Source organism: Streptomyces sp. NPDC042364 (assembly GCF_056437585.1).
This window is the reverse complement of the sequence record NZ_JBWKAJ010000017.1, coordinates 165,124-186,523: the sequence shown is the minus strand read 5'-3', so window position 1 is coordinate 186,523 and position 21,400 is coordinate 165,124. Positions and strand designations below refer to the sequence as shown.

Annotated in this window: 2 protein-coding genes; both read left to right on the top strand. The window is 74.3% G+C overall.

Translation table 11 applies throughout. The features are described 5' to 3' along the window. On the top strand, positions 1–10,950 hold a 10,950-nt coding region (locus AC067N_RS28975; protein ID WP_478681824.1), incomplete at its 5' end, for a type I polyketide synthase. 55 nt (positions 10,951–11,005) lie between these two features. Then, on the top strand, positions 11,006–21,373 hold the full coding sequence (locus AC067N_RS28970) for an SDR family NAD(P)-dependent oxidoreductase (RefSeq protein WP_478681823.1): 10,368 nt from the start codon (positions 11,006–11,008) through the stop codon (positions 21,371–21,373). Positions 21,374–21,400 lie beyond the last annotated feature (27 nt).

The following is a 21,400-nucleotide window of genomic DNA, read 5'->3' as shown; positions in this document are numbered from 1 at the left end:
CTGGACGCCTTCGCCGCCCGCCGCCGCTCTTCCGGTCTGCCGGCGACCGCTCTCGCCTGGGGTCCCTGGGCCCCCGGCGCGGGCATGACCGCCGATTTGACCGAGGCGGACCTGCGGCGCATGGCCCGCGAGGGCATGCAGCCGCTCGCCCCGGAACAGGGGCTCGGGCTCTTCGATGCCGTGCTGGAGATCGGACCGGCACTCGAACGGGCGGCTGTGCTGCCGATCAACCTCGACCTCGCAGCGCTCCGTAGGCGTGGACAGGTTCCCGACCACCTGCGCGCTCTCGTTCGCACGCCCGCACGCCGGGCTGCGGACGCCGGGGCGACGGCCGGAGGGGCGGCCGACATCGCCCGGCGAGTCCGAGGGCTCCCCGCGGCCGAGCGCGAGAAATTCCTGCTGGACCTCGTCCGTGGACAGGCCGCATCAGTCCTGGGCCACGCGTCCGCCGCGGATCTGGAGGCTGACCAGCCGTTCAAGTCCCTCGGATTCGACTCCCTGACCTCGGTGGAACTGCGCAACCGCGTGAGCACCGCCACCGGCATGAAGCTCCCAGCCACGCTGGTCTTCGACTACCCGACCCCTGCCGCCCTGGCCCGGCACCTCCTGTCTGAACTGTCGGAAGGGGAGGCGGGCGTCGATCTGGCCTCCAGGCTCCCCATGCCGACGAGCGTGAGCGACGATCCGGTCGTGATCGTCGGGATGGCGTGCCGGTTCCCGGGTGGGGTGGGCTCGCCGGAGGATCTGTGGCGGCTCGTCAGTGAGGGTGGCGACGCGATCGGCGGGTTCCCCACGGATCGTGGGTGGGACCTCGACGGGCTCTATGATCCTGAGCCGGGCACGGCGGGCCATACGTATGTGCGAGAGGGTGGTTTCCTCTACGACGCCGCGCTGTTCGACTCCACACTCTTCGGGATCTCGCCGCGTGAGGCGCTGGCGATGGATCCGCAGCAGCGGTTGCTGCTGGAGACGTCGTGGGAGGTTCTGGAGCGGGCGGGGATCGACCCGGCGACGCTGCGGGGCAGCCGTACCGGTGTCTTCGCTGGCGCGATCACACAGGACTACGACTCCTGCCTGCGCGCGGGGGAGCACGACTCCGACGGCTACCTGCTGACCGGGAACACCGGCAGTGTGGCGTCGGGTCGTATCGCGTACACGTTTGGTTTCGAGGGGCCTGCGGTGACGGTGGACACGGCGTGTTCGTCGTCGCTGGTGGCGTTGCATCTGGCGGTGCAGGCGCTGCGGTCGGGTGAGTGTGATCTGGCGTTGGCCGGTGGTGTGACGGTGATGGCCGGGCCGGAGATGTTCGTGGAGTTCTCGCGGCAGCGTGGGCTTGCGGTGGATGGTCGGTGCAAGGCGTTCTCGGATGGCGCGGATGGTACGGCGTGGTCGGAGGGTGTGGGTCTGCTGCTGGTGGAGCGGTTGTCGGACGCGCGTCGTAACGGTCATCGGGTGTTGGCGGTGGTGCGGGGGAGTGCGGTCAACCAGGACGGTGCGTCCAACGGCCTGACGGCGCCGAACGGTCCGTCGCAGCAGCGGGTGATCCGGCAGGCGCTGGCCGGTGCGGGGCTGAAGCCGGCCGACGTGGACGCGGTGGAGGCGCACGGTACGGGGACGCCGCTGGGCGATCCGATCGAGGCGCAGGCGCTGCTGGCCACCTACGGTCAGGATCGTGAACGGCCGCTGTTGTTGGGGTCGTTGAAGTCGAACATCGGTCATACGCAGGCTGCGGCCGGTGTGGGTGGTGTGATCAAGATGGTGCTGGCGATGCGGCACGGTGTGCTGCCTCGCACTCTGCATGTGGACGAGCCGTCCTCGCACGTCGACTGGACGGCGGGGGAGATCACCCTGCTGACCGAGAGTGTCGAGTGGCCCCGGTCGGACGACCGGCCCCGGCGGGCGGGTGTGTCGTCGTTCGGTATCAGTGGTACCAACGCCCACGTCATCCTTGAACAGGCCCCTGACGCGGTGGTGGCCGTGGAGAGCACCGACGTCGCCGAGGGGTCGGTGTTGCCGTGGGTGTTGTCCGCGGCCGGGGGTGGTCTGTCGGCCCAGGCCGAGAACCTGGCGGCCTTCGTGGAAGCACGGCCGGATCTTGCTCTCTCCGCCGCCGCCCGGGCGCTGGCGACCACCCGGACGGTGCTGGAGCACCGCGCGGTGGTCCTGGCCGCCGACCGCGACGAGCTGCTGCGGGGATTGCACGCGCTGGCGGAGGGAGCGGACGCTCCGGGGCTGATCAGAGGCGCGCAGACGCGTGCGCGGAAGACCGCTCTGCTCTTCCCCGGGCAGGGCTCGCAACGCCTGGGTATGGGCCGGGAGCTCTACGAGACGTATCCGGTGTTCGCCGAGGCCTTCGACGCCGTGGACGCGGAACTGCCCTTCGATCTACGGGAGGTGGTGTTCGGTGAGGATGCCGACCGTCTGAACCGGACCGAGTTCACCCAGCCCGCGCTGTTCGCGCTGGAAGTGGCGTTGTTCCGGTTGCTGGAGTCGTGGGGTGTGCGCCCGGACGTGCTGGCCGGTCACTCCATCGGTGAGCTGGCCGCCGCGTATGTGGCGGGGGTGTGGTCGCTGGCGGACGCGTGCCGTCTGGTGGTGGCGCGGGGCCGGTTGATGCAGGCCCTGCCGTCCGGCGGTGCGATGGTCGCGCTCCAGGCCACCGAGGACGAGGTGCTGCCCCTGCTGGGTGACGAGGTGGGCATCGCGGCGGTCAACGGACCCAGGGCCACCGTGATCTCGGGCGTGGCCCAGGCGGTCGAGGAGATCGCGGGCCGCTTCCGTGGCCAGGGCCGCAAGGTGACGGCGTTGCGGGTGAGTCATGCGTTCCACTCGCCGTTGATGGAGCCGATGCTGGCGGACTTCCGCAAGGTGGCGGAGGGTCTGACGTTCGGGCGTCCGAAGCTGCCTGTCGTCTCGACGGTGACCGGTGAGGCGGCCACGGCCGACGAGCTGATGTCGGCGGACTACTGGGTCGGCCAGGTGCGCCGGGCGGTCCGCTACTGCGATGCCGTCCGAGTGCTCGCCGGGCAGGGCGTGGGCCGCTTCGTGGAACTCGGTCCGGACGGCACCCTCACCGCCCTCGCCCAGACCTGCCTCGACGACACCGACGACACCGACGACACCGGCGACACCGGCGACACCCGCGGCACCGACGCCGCGGTGCTCGTACCGCTGCTGCGCAAGGACTGGCCCGAGGCCACGACCGCGCTCTCCGCCCTCGCCGCCCTGTTCACCGCGGGCGGTGATGTGGACTGGCGCGCCGTGCTTCCGGACGGCGGTGGCCGTGTCGTCGAGCTGCCGACGTACGCCTTCCAGCGGAAGCGGTTCTGGCCCCAGGCGTCGCACAGTCCCGGTGACCTGGCCGCCGCCGGGCTCGACGCGACCGAGCACCCGCTGCTCGGTGCCGCCGTGGAACTCGCCGACGGGGGAGCGGTGTTGACCGGGCGCCTCGCGCTGAGCTCCCACCCCTGGCTGCGTGACCACGAGGTCCAGGGCGCGGTGGTCTTCCCGGGTACCGGCTGGGCGGAGCTGGCGCTGCGCGCCGGCGACCAGGTGGGTTGCAGCAAGGTGGAGGAGCTGACGATAGCGGTGCCGCTGCTGGTGCCTGCCCAGGGCATGCTCCGCCTGCGAGTCACCGTCGCGGCGGCCGATGACACGGGGCGCCGCACCGTGGAGGTGCACTCCCGGGCGGAGGACGCCGCGGACGACTCACCATGGGTGCTGCACGCCGACGGTGTGCTGGCCCCTGAGACGGGGGCGGAGGCCTCCGCCGCCGCGATGGCCGAGCTGGCCGTGTGGCCCCCCAAGGGCGCCGAAGCCCGCCCCGTGACCGATGTGTACGAGCGGTTCGCGGCCGCCGGGCTGGCGTACGGGCCGGTGTTCCAGGGGCTGCGCACGGTGTGGCGGCGCGGGGACGAGGTGTTCGCCGAAGTCGGTCTGCCGGAGGAGCACGAGGGGCTCGCGGGACGTTTCGGCGTGCATCCCGCCCTGCTCGACTCGGCCCTGCACGCCGTCCTCTTCGGCCCCCTGGGGGACGCGGGCGCCGGACGGCTGCCCTTCTCCTGGCGCGGGCTGTCGCTGTTCGCGTCCGGGGCGCGCGCCCTGCGGGTGAGGGTGGTTCCGGCGGGATCCGATTCGGTGTCCCTGTACGTGGCCGACCCGTCGGGCGGAGCGGTCGCCGCCGTCGAGTCGCTTGCTCTGCGCGAGGTGCCCACCGAAGGGGTGGGCGGCGCCGGCGCGGCCGTCCCCGCCGGGACGTACACGATCGACTGGATTCCGCTGCCGTCCCCGTCCCCATCCACCTCCCCCTCCGCGTCCGCGGTCCCGGCCCTGGTGGACGGGGCGTCGCCCGCGGAAGGCCGCACGGACCGAACGACCCGCACGGTCCTGCTGACGGATCACGCGGCCCCGGACGACCACCCGAGCGCCGGGCACCCCGACGTTCTCGCAAGGACCTGGTCGGAGCTGACCCGAGCCGTGCACGACGGCGATCCCGTCCCCGAGACCGTGCTGCTGCCCTGGAGCGGTCCGCTGGACGCCTCGCTGGAGGGTTCCTCGGCCGCGGCGCACGCCGTCACCACCGCCGCACTCGCCTTCGTACAGGACTGGCTGGCGGCCGACGAACTGGCTGCGGCCCGGCTGGTCGTCGTCACCGGCGGTGCGGTGGCAGTGGGGCCGGACGAGGAGTCCGATCCCGTGCTCGCCGCCCTGTGGGGTCTGGTGCGCTCGGCCCGGACCGAGAACCCCGGCCGGCTCGCCCTGGCCGACCTGGACGGAACGCCGGAATCCTGGGACACGCTGGTCGCGCTGGCCGCAGAGCCCGGCCTTCTCCCCGCCGAGGCCGAACTGGTGGTCCGCGCAGACCAGGTACTCGTTCCGCGGCTGGCCCCCGCACCCCTGCCCCGCTTCACCGCAGCCGCAACCGCGACCGCAGCCGCAACGGCGACCGCAGCCGCAACCGCCACCGACGCGGAGGCCGGCCCGGGTGGGAGCGGCACCGTTCGCCTCGCGGACGGCACCGTACTCGTCACCGGCGGCACCGGCGGGCTGGGAGCCCTGGTCGCCCGTCATCTCGTCACCGGGCACGGTGTGCGCCACCTGCTGCTGGCGGGCCGGCGCGGGCCCGAGGCGCCGGGTGCGGCGGAACTCACCGCCGAACTGACCGACCTGGGCGCGGACGTCACGGTCACGGCCTGCGACGTGGCCGACCGGCAAGCCCTCGAGAGCCTGCTGGCGTCGATCCCGGCCGACCGCCCGCTGACCGGGGTGATCCACACCGCCGGTGTCGTCGACGACGGCGTCCTGCCGTCACTGACCGAGGAACGCCTGCAGACGGTGCTGCGCCCGAAGGTGGACGCGACCGAACACCTCGACGCGCTCACCCGCGACCTGGACCTGGCCGCGTTCGTTCTGTTCTCCTCGGTCTCCGCCACATTCGGCGGTGCCGGACAGGCCAACTACGCCGCGGCGAACGCCTACCTGGACGCCATCGCCCGATGCCGCAGAAACCTCGGCCTGCCCGCCGTCTCACTCGCCTGGGGCCCCTGGGCGCCCGACGCGGGCATGACCGCGGGCCTGACCGAGGCGGACCTGAAGCGCATGGCGCGCGGCGGCGTGCGCCCGCTCGCCGTCGACCAGGGCCTGGCGGTCCTCGACGCCGTACTCCGGGACACCCGGCTCTCCTTCCTCCTCCCGGTCAACCTCGACCTGCGGGCTCTGCGCGAACTGCCTGAAGTGCCGGCGCTGTTGCGGGGGCTGGTGCGTGGTCCGGCACGACGCTCCGCGCACACCGGCGGTCACGGGGCGAGCGGCGACGAGCTGCGGACCCGGCTGCTGGCTCTGCCCTCCGCCGAACGCGAGCCGGTGCTGCTGGAACTGGTCTCCGGTCTTGTGGCCCAGGTACTGGGTCACAGCTCCGCCGCCGACGTGGAACCGGCCCAGGCGTTCAAGACCCTGGGCTTCGACTCCCTCACCTCGGTGGAACTGCGCAACCGCGTCAACGCGGCGACCGGGTTGCGGCTGCCCGCCACACTGGTCTTCGACCACCCGTCCCCCCTCGCGCTCGCACGGCACCTGCTGACGGAGCTCGCCGGCGACGCCGCCGAGGCATACGGCGCGGCTCTGCCCGCATGGCGGGGCACGGACGACGACCCGGTGGTCATCGTGGGCATGGCGTGCCGGTTCCCCGGCGGCGTCGAGTCGCCCGAGGACCTCTGGCGACTGGTGAGCGAAGGCGGCGACGGGATCGGTGACTTCCCGACCGACCGCGGCTGGGACATCGAGGCGCTGTACGACCCCGAGCCCGGCCGACTCGGCAGGACCTACGTCCGCCGGGGCGGTTTCCTCTACGACGCGGCGTCCTTCGACGCGGAACTGTTCGGGATCTCGCCGCGTGAGGCGCTGGCGATGGACCCGCAGCAGCGGCTGCTGCTGGAAGTGTCCTGGGAGGTCCTGGAACGGGCGGGCATCGACCCGACCGCGCTGCGCGGCAGCCGCACCGGTGTGTTCGCCGGTGTGATGGGACAGGACTACAACTCCTGTCTGCGCGAGGGGGAGCACGACTCCGACGGCTACCTGCTGACCGGAAACACCAGCAGCGTCCACTCCGGCCGTATCGCCTACACCTTCGGCCTGGAGGGCCCGGCGATGACGGTCGACACCGCGTGCTCCTCCTCCCTGGTCACCCTCCACCTCGCCGCGCAGTCGCTTCGGGCGGGCGAGTGCGACCTCGCCCTCACCGGGGGTGTCATGGTGATGTCCACGCCGGACACCTTCGTCGACTTCAGCCGGCAGCGTGGCCTGGCCCTCGACGGCCGCTGCAAGTCCTTCGGGGCGGGCGCGGACGGTACGGCCTGGTCGGAGGGGATCGGCATGCTGGTGCTGGAGCGGCTGTCGGACGCGCGCCGCAACGGTCACCGGGTGCTGGCGGTGGTGGCGGGTTCGGCCGTCAACCAGGACGGTGCCAGCAACGGTCTGACCGCGCCGAACGGTCCGTCGCAGGAGCGCGTCATCCGGCAGGCGCTGGCGAGTGCGGGGCTGAAGCCGGCCGACGTGGACGCGGTGGAGGCGCACGGTACGGGGACGCCGCTGGGCGATCCGATCGAGGCGCAGGCCCTGCTGGCCACCTACGGCCAGGATCGCGAACAACCGCTGCTGCTGGGGTCGTTGAAGTCGAACATCGGCCACACACAGGCCGCGGCCGGTGTGGGTGGTGTGATCAAGATGGTGCTGGCGATGCGGCACGGAGTGCTGCCCCGCACCCTGCACGCGGAGGAGCCGTCGCCCTTCGTGGACTGGTCGCTCGGCGACATCACTCTGCTCACGGAGAACACCGAGTGGCCGGAGCCGCAGGACCGTCCACGGCGCGCGGGCGTGTCGTCGTTCGGCATCAGCGGCACCAACGCCCACGTCATCATCGAGCAGTCCCCCGACACGGTCACCGCGCCGGCCACGGACACTCCCGAACCCGCGGTCGCTGCCGAAGAACTGCCCCTGACCCCTGTCGCGCTGTCCGCCGCCTCCGAGGGTGCCCTGCGCGGGCAGGCCGAACGGCTGTGGGCCTGTGTGGACTCCGACCCCGGAATGCGTCTGGGCGACCTCGGTCTCTCGGCCTCCCTGAGGCCCTGGTTGGAGCATCGGGCCGTGATCCTGGCCGAAGGCCGTGCCGAACTGCTGCGCGGACTGCGCGCACTGGCGGCCGGAGAGCACGACCCCGCCGTCCTGACCGGCGCGCCCGCTCGTTCGGGCCGACGGCTGGCCTTCCTGTTCGCGGGCCAGGGCTCGCAACGACTGGGTATGGGGCGGGAGTTGTACGCAACGTATCCGGTGTTCGCCGAGGCCTTCGACGCGGTGGACGCGGAACTGCCCTTCGATCTGCGGGAGATCGTGTTCGGTGAGGACGCCGACCGTCTGAACCGTACGGAGTTCGCGCAGCCGGCGTTGTTCGCGCTGGAGGTGGCGTTGTTCCGGTTGCTGGAGTCGTGGGGTGTGCGCCCGGACGTCCTCGCCGGGCATTCGATCGGTGAGATCGCTGCCGCGTATGTGGCGGGGGTGTGGTCGCTGGCGGACGCGTGCCGTCTGGTGGTGGCGCGGGGCCGGTTGATGCAGGCGCTGCCGGAGGGCGGTGCGATGGTCGCGCTCCAGGCCACCGAGGACGAGGTGCTGCCCCTGCTGGGCGACGAGGTGGGCATCGCGGCGGTCAACGGACCCCGGGCCACCGTGATCTCGGGTGCGGCCCAGGCGGTCGAGGAGATCGCGGACCGCTTCCGTGGCGAGGGCCGCAAGGTGACGGCGTTGCGGGTGAGTCATGCGTTCCACTCGCCGTTGATGGAGCCGATGCTCGATGAGTTCCGGGCTGTTGCCGAGGCTCTCGTCTACCGTGAGCCGTGCCTGGCCATGGTCTCGACGGTGACCGGTGAGGTGGCGACGTCCGAGGAGTTGATGTCGGCGGACTACTGGGTGGAGCACGTGCGTCGGCCGGTGCGGTTCGCGGGTGCGGTGCGGCGGTTGGACGAGCAGGGTGTGTCCCGGTTCGTGGAGCTGGGGGCCGACGGCACGCTGACCGCGCTGGCGCAGAGCGGTCTGGACGACGGTCCGGCGGGCCGTCTGCTGACTCCCACCCTGCGCAAGGACCGCGCGGAGGCCCGTTCCGTACTCTCGGCGGTCGCGGAACTGCGTCTGCACGGCGGGCAGGTGGACTGGAGTGCCGTCTTCGCCCCCTCCGCGGCTACCCCGGTGGACCTGCCGACCTACGCCTTCGAACGCGAACGCTTCTGGCCCGAGGGTGCCAGGCTGGGCGCCCAGGCCGCGACGGGCTCCGACCGGGCGGACGCAGGGTTCTGGACCGCTGTCGAACGGGGCGACGCCCGCGCGCTGGCCGACTCGCTCGGTGTGGCCGAGGACGCGCTGGACGGGCTGCTGCCGGCACTGTCGTCGTGGTGGCGCGGACAACAGGAGCAGTCCAGGGTCGACGACTGGCTGTACGGCGTGCACTGGAAGCCTCTCGGTGCGGTGACCGGCGATGCTCTGCCGGGCCGCTGGCTGGCCGTGCTGCCCGCCGGAATGCGGGAGGACGCCTGGAGCGGCGCCGTGCTGGAAGGTCTCGCGTCCTACGGGGCCGAGCCGGTGCCGGTCGTGTACGAGCCCGGCGCCGAACGGGCCGCACTGGCCACGCTGCTGGCCACGGCCGCGGGGGGCGAGCCGGTCGCGGGTGTCCTGTCCTTCCTGGCGCTGCCCGAGCACCTGGACGAGCACGCCGGGGACCACGGCGCCGACGCCGGTGACGGTGTCCCGGCCGGCCCCGCCGACACCGCCGTCCTCGTCCAGGCCGCGGGCGACGCCGGGCTCGCCGCCCCGCTGTGGGCACTGACCAGGGGGGCGGTCGCGGTGAACCGGTCCGACCAGGCGCCCGACCCGGCACAGGGCGCGGTATGGGGACTGGGCCGGGTGGCTGCGCTGGAGCACCCCGAGGGCTGGGGCGGTCTGGTCGACCTGCCCCCGGTCGTGGACCGGCGCGCGGCGGGCCGCCTCGTCGGCGTGCTCACGGGCCGCTCGGGAGAGGACCAGGTCGCGATCCGGGCGACCGGTGTCTTCGGCCGGCGGCTCGGCCGGACGGCCCCCGGCGAACTCGGCGCGGGCTGGCGCCCCTCGGGCACCGTGCTGATCACGGGCGGCACGGGCGCCCTGGGCGCTCGGGTGGCCCGCTGGGCCGCCGCGCAGGGAGCCGAGCACCTCGTGCTGATCAGCAGGCGCGGGCTCGACGCACCCGGCGCACCGGACCTGCGCGACGACCTCATCGCCTCCGGCGTACGGGTGACCGTGGCCGCCTGCGACGCGGCGGACCGGGACGCGCTCGCCGCGCTGCTCGCCGAGCACCCCGTGGACGCGGTGGTGCACACGGCGGGTGTCCTCGACGACGGGCTCATGGAGACGCTCACCCAGGAGCGCATCGCGGCCGTCCTGCGCGCCAAGGCCGTCGCCGCGCGCAACCTCGACGTCCTGACCCGGGACCGGGAGCTGTCGGCGTTCGTGCTGTTCTCCTCGTTCGCCGGTTCCGTCGGCTCTCCGGGGCAGGGCAACTACGCCGCAGCCAACGCGTACCTGGACACCCTGGCCGAGCAGCGCAGGGCGGCCGGACTTCCCGCAACGTCCGTGGCGTGGGGGCCGTGGGCGCAGGACGGCATGGCTGCCGACGGCGGTGTCGAGGAGTATCTGCGCCGCCGGGGTCTGACCGGACTGGAGCCCGAGCCGGCCCTCGTGGCGATGGAGCGACTGGTGGGCGCCGGCGATGCGGCCGGCGTCGTGGCACGGGTCGACTGGACGCGCTTCGCCCCCGCGTTCGCCGCCGGACGGGGCACCGCCCTGCTGGGTGACGTCCCGGAGGCGGACGCCGCGCTGCGGGACCTCGCGTCCGGCGCGGACGCGGACGCCCTGCGGCAGCGGCTGGCCGGACTGGGCGCCGGAGAACGCTCCTCGGCGCTGGTCGAGCTGGTGCGGGAGCAGGCGGCCCTGGTCCTGGGACACGCCCGGTCCGACGCGGTGGACCCGGCCCGCGCGTTCCGGGAGACCGGATTCGACTCGCTGACCGCCGTGGAACTGCGCAACCGGCTCGGCGCGGCCACCGGGCTCCGGCTGCCCGCGACCCTGGTGTTCGACTACCCGGCACCTGTGGACATCGCCCGGTACCTGGACGCCGAACTCGCCGGTGCCGACGGCGACGGTACCGGCACCTCCGGGGTCGTCGCCGAGATCGACCGGCTGGCGACGGCCCTCGCGGCCGAGACCGGGACCGGCGGGCAGACCCACCTGGAGATCACGGCGAAGCTGCGGGGCCTGCTGGAGATGTGGACCGGCACCGACACCGCCGACAGGACGGACGAGGCGATCGCGGAACTGGACGAGGCGACGGACGACGAGATGTTCGACCTGATCGACAAGGAATTCGGGATCTGACCACCCGGCTCGGGCGACGGGACGTTCACGCTTTTTCGCGAGGAAGTGGAGCACGATGGCGAGCAATGAAGAGAAGCTGCGGGACTACCTGAAAAGGGTGACGGCGGACCTCCGCCAGACCCGCAAGCGTCTTCATGACGTCGAGACGAGCCGTCAGGAGCCCGTCGCGATCGTCGGCCTCGGCTGCCGCTTCCCGGGGGGAGCGGACACGCCCGAGGAGTTCTGGCGGCTGCTCACGGACGGCCGCGACACCGTCGCCGACTTCCCCGCCGACCGCGGCTGGGATCTCGACGGCGTCCTCGACCCGGCAGGCGGCGTCGGCACCACGTACGCCCGGCAGGGGGCCTTCCTCTACGACGCGCCGCTGTTCGACTCCACCTTCTTCGACATATCACCCCGTGAGGCCACGACTATGGACCCCCAGCAGCGGCTGCTGCTGGAGACCTCCTGGGAGGCACTGGAACGGGCGGGCATCGACCCCGCCACGCTGCGCGGCAGCCGCACCGGCGTGTTCACGGGCACCAACGGTCAGGACTACCTCGCGCTCATGCTCAACCGGCCGGAGGAGTCCGACGGCCACCTGACCACCGGCATCACGGCGTCGGTGTTGTCGGGCCGGGTGTCGTACGTGCTGGGTTTGGAGGGGCCTGCGGTGACGGTGGACACGGCGTGTTCGTCGTCGCTGGTGGCGTTGCATCTGGCGGTGCAGGCGTTGCGGTCGGGTGAGTGTGATCTGGCGTTGGCCGGTGGTGTGACGGTGATGTCGACGCCGGGTGCGTTCGTGGAGTTCTCGCGGCAGCGGGGGCTTGCGGTGGACGGTCGGTGCAAGGCGTTCGCGGAGGGTGCGGACGGTACGGGGTGGGGTGAGGGTGTCGGTGTCGTGGTGGTGGAGCGGTTGTCGGACGCGCGGCGCCGTGGTCATCGGGTGCTGGCGGTGGTGCGGGGGAGTGCGGTCAACCAGGACGGTGCGTCGAACGGTCTGACGGCGCCGAACGGTCCGTCGCAGCAGCGGGTGATCAGGGCGGCGTTGGCGGCCGGTGGTCTCAGCCCGTCGGATGTGGACGCGGTGGAGGCGCACGGCACGGGGACGGCGCTGGGTGACCCGATCGAGGCGCAGGCGCTGCTGGCCACCTACGGCCAGGACCGTGAACGGCCGTTGTGGTTGGGGTCGGTGAAGTCGAACATCGGTCATACGCAGGCCGCGGCGGGTGTCGCGGGTGTGATCAAGATGGTGTTGGCGATGCGGCACGGTGTGCTGCCACGCACCCTGCACGCCGCCGAGCCCACCTCGCGCGTGGACTGGACGGCCGGTGCCGTCGGACTGCTGCAGGAGAACACCGACTGGCCGGGGACCGCCGACCGACCCCGCCGGGCGGGTGTGTCCGCCTTCGGTGTCTCCGGCACCAATGCCCACGTCGTCCTGGAGGAGGCCCCCGACGAGACCGCCGCGGACCCGGACACCCCCCTTCCCGCGCCGCCCGCCCTGCGCCTGCCGTCCTCGGCGGTGCCCTGGGTGGTCACCGGCCGTACGCCCGCCGCCCTGCGTGACCAGGCCCGGCGGCTCGCCGACTTCGTGCGGTCCCGTCCGGCGACCGACCCGGCCCACACCGCCGCCGCACTGCTGACGACCCGGTCCGTGTTCGAGGAACGAGCCGTCGTGCTCGGCACCGACCGCGACGAACTGCTGCGCGGTCTGGACGCCCTGACCGCCGGCCACGCCAGGCCCGGCCTCGTCACCGGTTCCGCCACGGGAAGCGGCCGGACCGCCTTCCTCTTCGCCGGGCAGGGCTCCCAGCGGCTCGGCATGGGACGGGAACTGTACGACACGTACGAGGCGTTCGCGGACGCCTTCGACGAGGTGTGCGCGCAGGCCGACACCACCCTCGAACGCCCCTTGCAGGAGGTCGTGTTCGGCACGGACGCCGACGTCCTGAACCGCACCGAGTACGCGCAGCCCGCTCTGTTCGCCCTGGAAGTCGCCCTGTTCCGGCTCGCCGAGTCCTTCGGGGTGCGCCCCGACGTACTCCTCGGCCACTCCATCGGTGAACTGGCCGCCGCACACGTGGCGGGAGTGTGGTCCCTCGCCGACGCCTGCCGTCTCGTGGTGGCCCGCGGCCGGCTGATGCAGGCCCTCCCCGCAGGTGGCGCGATGCTCTCCCTCCAGCTCTCCGAGGCCGAGGTGCTGCCCCTGCTGGAGGGACGCACCGACCGGGTGGGCATCGCCGCCGTCAACGCGCCCCGCGCCACCGTGATCGCCGGCGTGGCCTCGGACGTGGCGGAGATCGCGGAACAGGCCAGGGCGAACGGCCACCGCGCCACCGCGCTCCGCGTGAGCCACGCCTTCCACTCGCCCCTGATGGACCCGATGCTGCGGGACTTCCGGCGGGTCGCCGAGTCGCTGGACTTCCACCCGCCGCGCCTGACCGTCGTCTCCGACCTCACCGGCCGCCCGGCCGAACCCGACGACCTGACCTCCCCCGACCACTGGGTACGGCACGTCCGGCACGCGGTCCGCTTCGCCGACGGCGTCCGCGCCCTGCCCGGCCTCGGCGTCACCCGCTGCCTGGAACTCGGCCCCGACGGCACCCTGTCCGCCCTCACGGCGCAGAACCTGCCGGACCAGGACGGGACGCTCGCCGTACCGGCGCAGCACAAGGACCAACCGGGACCCCGCGCCTTCGAGACCGCCCTCGCCACCCTGTACAGCCGTGGCGCCGCCGTCGACTGGACCCGCCTCCTCACGGAAGCGGGCACGGACACCACCGCCCCACCCGCGGAACCACTGCCGACATACGCCTTCCAGCGGCGCCGCGCCTGGCTGCCCGCCGCACCCTCCGGCGCCGCCGGCATCCGGGCGGCGGGCCTCGGTGCCGCGCGGCACCCCCTGCTCGGCGCCACCGTCGAACTCGCCGACGCCGGTGGCGTCCTCCTCACCGGCCGGCTCTCCGTGCGCTCCCACACCTGGCTCGCCGACCGTGAGGCCGCGGGCAGCACGCTGCTGCCCGAGTCGGTCCTCGTCGAACTGGCCGTCCGGGCAGGCGACGAGGCCGGCTGCACCACTCTGGAGACACTGACCCTCCGAGATCCGCTGCCCCTGCCCGCACAGGGCGGGGTACGGATGCAGATCCTGGTCGCAGCCGCCGACGACACCGGCCGGCGCACGGTGACGGTCCACTCCCGCCCGGACGGCGACGAGGGCGACCAGCCCTGGCGCTGCCACGCCGAGGGCACCCTGAGCAGCGCCGCCCAGCCCGCCGGGCACACGCCGGCGACCGACGTCTGGCCGCCCGAGCGGGCCGAACCCGTCGACGTGGACGACCTGTACGACCAGCTGCCGCTGCGCGGTCACGTCTGCGGCCCGGCCTTCCGCGCCGTGCGCGCCCTGTGGCGCCGCGGCGACGAGCTCTTCGCCGAACTCGCCGTCCCGGACGAGCAGCCTGCGGGAGACGCCGCCGCGTTCGGCATCCACCCCGTGCTGCTCGACGCCGCGGTGCAGACGGCCCTGTGGGCCGCACCCGAGTCGGAGGAAGGCCGTGTCGCGCTGCCCCTGGGCTGGCACGGCGTGACCGTGCACGCCACCGGGGCGGGCGCCGCCCGGCTGCGGGTCTCGGGCGCGGGCACCGACCGTGTCTCACTCACCCTGACGGACACCCACGCACGGCCGCTGGCCACCGTCGACTCCCTCTCCCTGGCCCACACGGCCGTCTCCGGACTCGTCGCCGATCCGCCGGCCGACGGACTCCACGCGGTGGAGTGGACGCCCGTCGCGGAACAGACCGCCGATCCGGGACCCGCCGACGGCGCGGACGGCGACTGGGCGCTGCTCGCCCCGGACGGCGCGGCCCTCGCCGCCCACCTCGCCGAGCGGGGTGTCACCGTCCGCGTCCACCACGACCTGGCCGCGCTGCGCGCCACCCTGGACGAGGGCGCCACACCGCCCGCGACCGTGCTCCTGCCGGTCGCCTCCGCCGACCACCCCGACGACGGCACCGGACGCGCCGCCGCGGCCGAGGACGCCACCGCGGCGCTCCTGGCCACCCTCCAGGAATGGCTGGCCGACGAGCGTCTCGACGCGTCCCGGCTGGCCGTGCTCACCCATCACGCCGTGGCGGCCGCCCCGGACGACCCCGTGTCCGACCTCGCCCACGCCCCCGTCTGGGGACTGGTGCGCACGGCCCAGTCGGAGCACCCCGGCCGCTTCCTGCTCGTCGACCGTGACACGCCCGACTTCCTGCCCCCGTCCGCCCTGCATGCCGAGGAGCCCCAACTCGCCGTCCGCCGGAAAGCGTTGCTGGCCCCCCGGGTCGTACGCGCGCCACGTCCCGCCGAAGGGGCGCGGCCCGCCTTCGGCCCCGACGGCACGGTGCTGATCACCGGTGGCACCGGCGGACTGGGCGCCCTGACCGCCCGGCATCTGGTGGCCGAGCACGGTGTACGGCGGTTGCTCCTGGTCAGCCGGTCCGGGCCGCAGGCGCCGGGCGCGGCCGGACTGCGCGACGAACTGACCGCGCTCGGCGCGGAGGCGACGATCGCGGCCTGCGACGTCTCCGACCGCGCCGCGCTGGCCGAACTCCTGGCGTCGGTGCCGGCCGAACACCCGCTGACCGCCGTGGTGCACACCGCCGGCGTCCTCGACGACGGCCTGCTCACCTCGCTCACCCCGCGGCGCCTGGCCACCGTCTTCCAGGCCAAGGCCACCGCCGCCGCGCATCTGCACGAGCTGACCGCGCATCGGAAACTGTCCGCCTTCGTGGTGTTCTCGTCGGCGGCGGGCCTGCTCGGCAATCCCGGCCAGGCGACCTACGCGGCCGCCAACACCTACCTCGACGCCCTCGCCCAGCACCGCCGCGCCGCCGGACTGCCGGCCACCTCACTGGCGTGGGGGCCCTGGGAGCGCTTCGGCGGCATGACGGCGACCCTGGACGCCACCCATACGGCCAGAACGGCAGCCCAGGGCGTCATACCCCTGTCCGCCGAGCGGGGACTGTCCCTGTTCGACGCCGGCAGTGCCGCCGACCGGGCGCTGCTGCTGGCGATGCGTCTCGACACGCACGCCCTGCGGTCCCGCGCCGAAGCCGGTGAACTGCCTCCGCTGCTCCGCGGACTGCTGAGGGTCACCGTCCGGCGCGGCGCGGCCGGCGCGGCGGGTGAGGGCGGCGGCTTCGCCCGGCGGCTCGCCTCGCTGCCGAGGGCCCGCCGGCACCACGCGGTCGCCGAACTCGTCACCGGCCAGGTCGCCGTGCTTCTCGGCTACGACAGCGCCGACCAGGTCGGCTCCGGCAAACCGTTCAAGGAGCTGGGGTTCGACTCCCTCGCGGCCGTGAACCTGCGCAACCGTCTCGCCCAGGCGACCGGACTGCGCCTGCCCGCCACCCTCGTCTACGACCACCCCACCCCCGGTGCCCTGAGCCGGTACCTGGCCGCGGAACTGGGCCTTGACGGAGTCCAGGCCGACAGCGACGACACGGCCGGCCTCCCCGACGCCGCCACACCCGGCGACGACCCCGTGGTGATCGTCGGCATGGGCTGCCGCTACCCCGGCGGGGCCGGCTCCCCCGAAGCGCTGTGGCGCCTCGTGGCCGCCGGAGCCGAGGGACTGGGCCCGTTTCCCACCGACCGCGGCTGGGACCTCGACGCCCTGTACGACCCGGACTCCGACCGTCCCGGCACCACCTACGTCCGTGAAGCCGGCTTCCTCTACGACTGCGGCGGGTTCGACGCCGAACTCTTCGGCATCTCGCCCCGCGAGGCGCTCACCATGGACCCCCAGCAGCGGCTGCTCCTGGAGACGTCCTGGGAGGTGTTCGAACGGGCCGGGATCGCCCCCACCTCCCTCAAGGGCAGCCGCACCGGAGTGTTCGCGGGCGTGACCTACCACGACTACGCCTCCGGCATGCAGATGGGCACGGCCGGCAACGTGGCCGCGGGCAGGGTGTCGTACGCCTTCGGTCTCGAGGGCCCCTCGGTGGCCGTGGACACGGCCTGCTCCTCCTCCCTGGTCGCCCTGCACCTCGCGGCGCAGGCCCTGCGTGCCGGGGAGTGCGACCTGGCGCTGGCCGGGGGAGTGGCGGTCATGTCGCAGCCTGATCCGTATGTGGCCTTCAGCCGGGAGCGGACCCTGGCCGCCGACGGCCGGTGCAAGCCGTTCTCGGCCGACGCCGACGGCACCAACTGGGCCGAGGGAGTGGGCCTCCTCCTCCTTGAGCGGCTCTCCGACGCCCGGCGGCGCGGCCACCCCGTCCTCGCGACGATCGCCGGCAGCGGCGTCAACCAGGACGGTGCCTCCAACGGACTGACCGCCCCGAGCGGGCCCGCCCAGCAGCGGCTGATCCGCCAGGTGCTGCGCTCCGCCGGACTCACCGCCGCCGACGTGGACGCGGTCGAGGCCCATGGCACGGGCACCCCCCTCGGCGACCCGATCGAGGCCCAGGCGCTCCTCGCCACGTACGGGCAGGGCCGTGAGCGGCCACTGTGGCTGGGCTCGATGAAGGCCAACATCGGTCACACCCAGGCGGCGTCCGGCGTCGGCGGCGTCATCAAAATGATCATGGCGATGCGGTACGGTGTCCTGCCCCGCACCCCGCACACCGACCCGCCCTCCCCGCACGTCGACTGGTCCGCGGGCGCCGTCCAGCTGCTGCGCGAGGACGTGGCCTGGCCGCCCGGAGACCGCCCGCGCCGGGCGGGCGTGTCCTCCTTCGGCATCAGCGGCACCAACGCCCATGTGATCATCGAAGAGCCGCCCCGGCCCGGGGAAGACGTCACCGGCGGTACCGACACCCCTGTCGATGCCCAGACCGCCGACGACACCCGGACCGGGGCTCCCACGGCGCCCGCCCGCCTCCCGCTGCCGCTGTCCGCGCGCGGCGGCGAGGCGCTGCGCGGCCAGGCGGCGCGTCTGCACGCCTTCCTGACGGACGAGCCGGCGCCGGACCTGCGGGACGTGGCCCTGTCGCTCGCGACCACCCGGTCCGCCCTGGACCACCGCGCGGTACTCACCGTCGCCGACCGGGACACGGCCCTGCGCGCCCTGAAGGCCCTGGCGGACGGAACCGAGCCCGACACCCCCGTCATCCGCGGCACCGCCCCGGCCGGCTCCGCACCGCCCGCCCCGGTCCTCGCCTTCCCGGCAGCCGACGCCCGCTGGACGCGGAGCGCCGCACCGCTGGCCGCCTCCGCCCCCGTGTTCGCCGAGACGCTGGAGGTCTGCGGGCGGGCCCTCTCCGGGCTCGTCGACTGGACCCCCGCCGACGTCCTGGCCGGACGCACCGCCCCCGACTGGCCGCGACGGCCGGAGATCGCCGGACCGCTCGGCTGGGCGGTGGCCGTCGCGCTGACCGCGCTGCTGCGCTCGTACGGCGTCGAGCCCGCGGCGGTGACCGGCCAGGGACCCGGCGAGATCGCCGCGGCCTGCGCCGCGGGGCTGCTCACGACCGAGGCCGGCGCCCGGCTCGCCGTGCACCACAGCCGGACGGCGGACGAGGACGAGAGCGTGCCGCTCGTCGGCTTCGGGCCCCTCGCCACACCGTTCTGCTCGGCCGCGACCGGTGGCTGGCTGGAGCCGGAGGGCAGCGGCGCCGCACAGTGGGCCGCGGGCCTGGCACGAAACCCGGGCCGGCCCGAGCAGGCGCTGCGGACGCTGCTGGACGGCGGCCACCGCACGCTGGTCGTCCTCGGCCCGCCGGACGGGGACGCGGCCGCGTCCTACGGCGCCACCGAGCCCGACACGGGCGTGGACGTGCTGCCGCTCACCGGCCCGGACGGACCCGACCTCGTGACCCTCCTCGCACAGCTGCACGTCCGGGGCGTCGAGGTGCACTGGGACACCCTGCTGGCGCCCACCGGGGCACGCCGGATCCCGCTGCCCACCTACGCCTTCCACCGCCGCCACTACTGGATGGCCACCACCCCGCGCCCCGGGGCCGACACGCCCGCGGCGGGCCCGGGGGACCGGCATCCGCTGCTCGACTCCGTCGTCGAACTGCCCGAGCCGGGCGGGCTGGTGCTGACCGGCACGCTGTCCTGCGCCGCCCGGCGGTGGCCGGTCCCGGACGCCGTCGCGGGCACCGTGGCCGAGCCCGGCTCGGTGCTCCTCGAACTCGCCGTCCAGGCGGGCGAGCGGGTCGGCTGCGACCGCGTCGCCGAACTGATCACGGAGGCCCCGCTGGTCCTGCCCCGGCGGGACGACGTCCGGCTGCGCGTCACGGTCGGCGCGGCGGATCCGTCGGGCGAACGCCCCCTGCGGATCCACTCCCGGCGCGCGGACGCCCTGCCCGGCACGCCCTGGACACGCCACGCCCGGGCGGTACTGTGCCCCGGTGACGGCCCGGCCTCCTTCGACCTGGAACTCTGGCCGCCCGCCGACGCCGAGCCCGCCGACCTCACCGGCCTGCCCGTGACGGCCACCGAGGGCCTGCGGGGCCTGTGGCGGCACGACGACGACCTGTACGCCGAGGTCGCACTCACCGCGGAACAGCACCCGCAGGGCGCCTCCTTCTGCCTGCATCCGGCGCTGCTGGACACCGCCCTGCGCACCCTCGGGGCCACCGGCGGCGACACGCAGGCCGTGCCCGTCTCCTGGCACCGGATGGCGCTGTACGCCGTGGGTGCCACGTCGTTGCGGGTCAGGCTGACCCGTACCGGAACCGACACCGTCGCCGCGGAGGCCGCCGACGAGACGGGGACGCCCGTCGCCTCGATCGGCGAGATACGCCTCGCCGGCGCCGACCCCGCAGTCCTCACCAGGGCCCGCACCGCGCAGCACGGCCCGCTGCTCCGGCTCGCATGGACCGAGACCACGTGCGAGGCCCCCGCCGCCAAGCCGCGCTGGGCCGTCGTCGGCCCCGATCCGCTCGGCGCCCGCGCCGCCCTGATGCAGGCGGGCGTCTACACCGAGGCGTACGACGACCTGGGCGCCCTCGACGAGGCGCTGGACTCCGGAGCGCCCGCGCCCGAGGCGGTCCTGGCCGGCTGCGTGCCCGGCCCCGAGGACACCACCGGCGCCGCCGCGCTGCGGCGGACGACCGCGCTGGCGGGGACGTGGCTCTCCGACGACCGCCTCGCCGACGCACGGCTCGTCATACTGACCCGCGGCTCGCTCGCGGGCGACGGCACCCGGGCGCCGGACCCGGCGGTCGCCGCGCTGTGGGGTCTGATCCGCTCCGCCCAACTGGCCGAGCCGGGACGGCTGGTGCTCGCCGATCTCGACGGCAAGCGCGCCTCCTGGCGCGCCCTGCCCGCGGCACTGGCCCTCCCCGAGCCGCAACTGTCCCTGGCCCGGGGAACGGTGCGCGTACCACGCCTGGCCGCCGTGCCCGCCACCACCGACGGAGGGGGCCTGCCGACCGACCCGGAAGGGACCGTCCTCGTCACCGGCGCCGACCGGCCCGCCGGGGCCGAGATCGCCCGGCACCTGGCAGAGCGGCCGGACGTTCGCCGTCTGCTGCTCGTCGCCCGGGCACCCGGTGAGGAGCAGCACCTGCTCAGGAGCGAACTGGCCGACCGGGGTGCCGAGGTGACCGTCGCCGTCTGTGACACGGCCGACCGGGAGGCACTGGCGGCCCTCCTCTCGTCCGTGCCGGCGGCACACCCGCTGACGGCCGTCGTGCACGCGGCGCAGGCGCCCCGGCCCCGGGAGCCGGGCGACGCGACGGCACCGGGGGGAGATCCGCTGGCGGGAGAGCTGCTCGCGGCCCTCCACCTCGACGAGCTGACGGCGCCCGGCCGGGCCGGCTCCGCCCCGGTCCCCCTGGTGCTCCTCTCGTCCGCCGCCGGCACCCTGGGAGCCGCCGGACACGCCGACGAGGCCGCCCTGGGCGCCTTCCTCGACGCCCTGGCGGAACGCCGCCGCGGTGCGGGGCTGCCGGGCCTGTCGGTGGCGTGGGGCCCCTGGGACGGGCAGGACCGCGCCGCGCCCGACGCGCCCGCCGGAGTCGAACGGCTGACCCGGACCGCGTGCCGCGACCTCTTCGACGCCGCCTGCTCACAGGGCGCCCCCACCGCCGTCCTGCTGCGCCCGGACACCGGGACGCTCCTCGGCCGCGCGGGCGACGCGAGCCTGCCGGCGCCGCTGCGGGGCCTGGCCGGTCCGCCCGCCCGGCGCCGGGCGGGCGGGACGGGATCCGCGGGTGCGCTCAGCATGCTCCGGCGCCGCCTCGCGGGACTGGCCGACGCCGAGCGCGACGCCGTGCTCATCGACCTCGTGCGCACCGACGTGGCGGCGGTGCTCGACTATCCCTCGTCCGAGGCCGTCGACGACACCCGTGCCTTCCGGGACATCGGCCTCAACTCGCTCACCGCCTTCGCCCTGCGCAACAGGCTGCGCGAGACCACGGGGCTGCGGTTGCCCGCCGCCCTGCTGTTCGAGGCGGATACGCCCGTCCTGCTCGTCAAGCGCCTCAAGGAGGAGCTGCTGCGCCCGTGACACGGCCGCCCGCGCTCGACGGCCGCC

Bases quoted from the DNA above. Each gene is read 5' to 3' on its own strand.
- AC067N_RS28970 (WP_478681823.1), top strand. From the start codon at position 11,006: ATGGCGAGCAATGAAGAGAAGCTGCGGGACTACCTGAAAAGGGTGACG.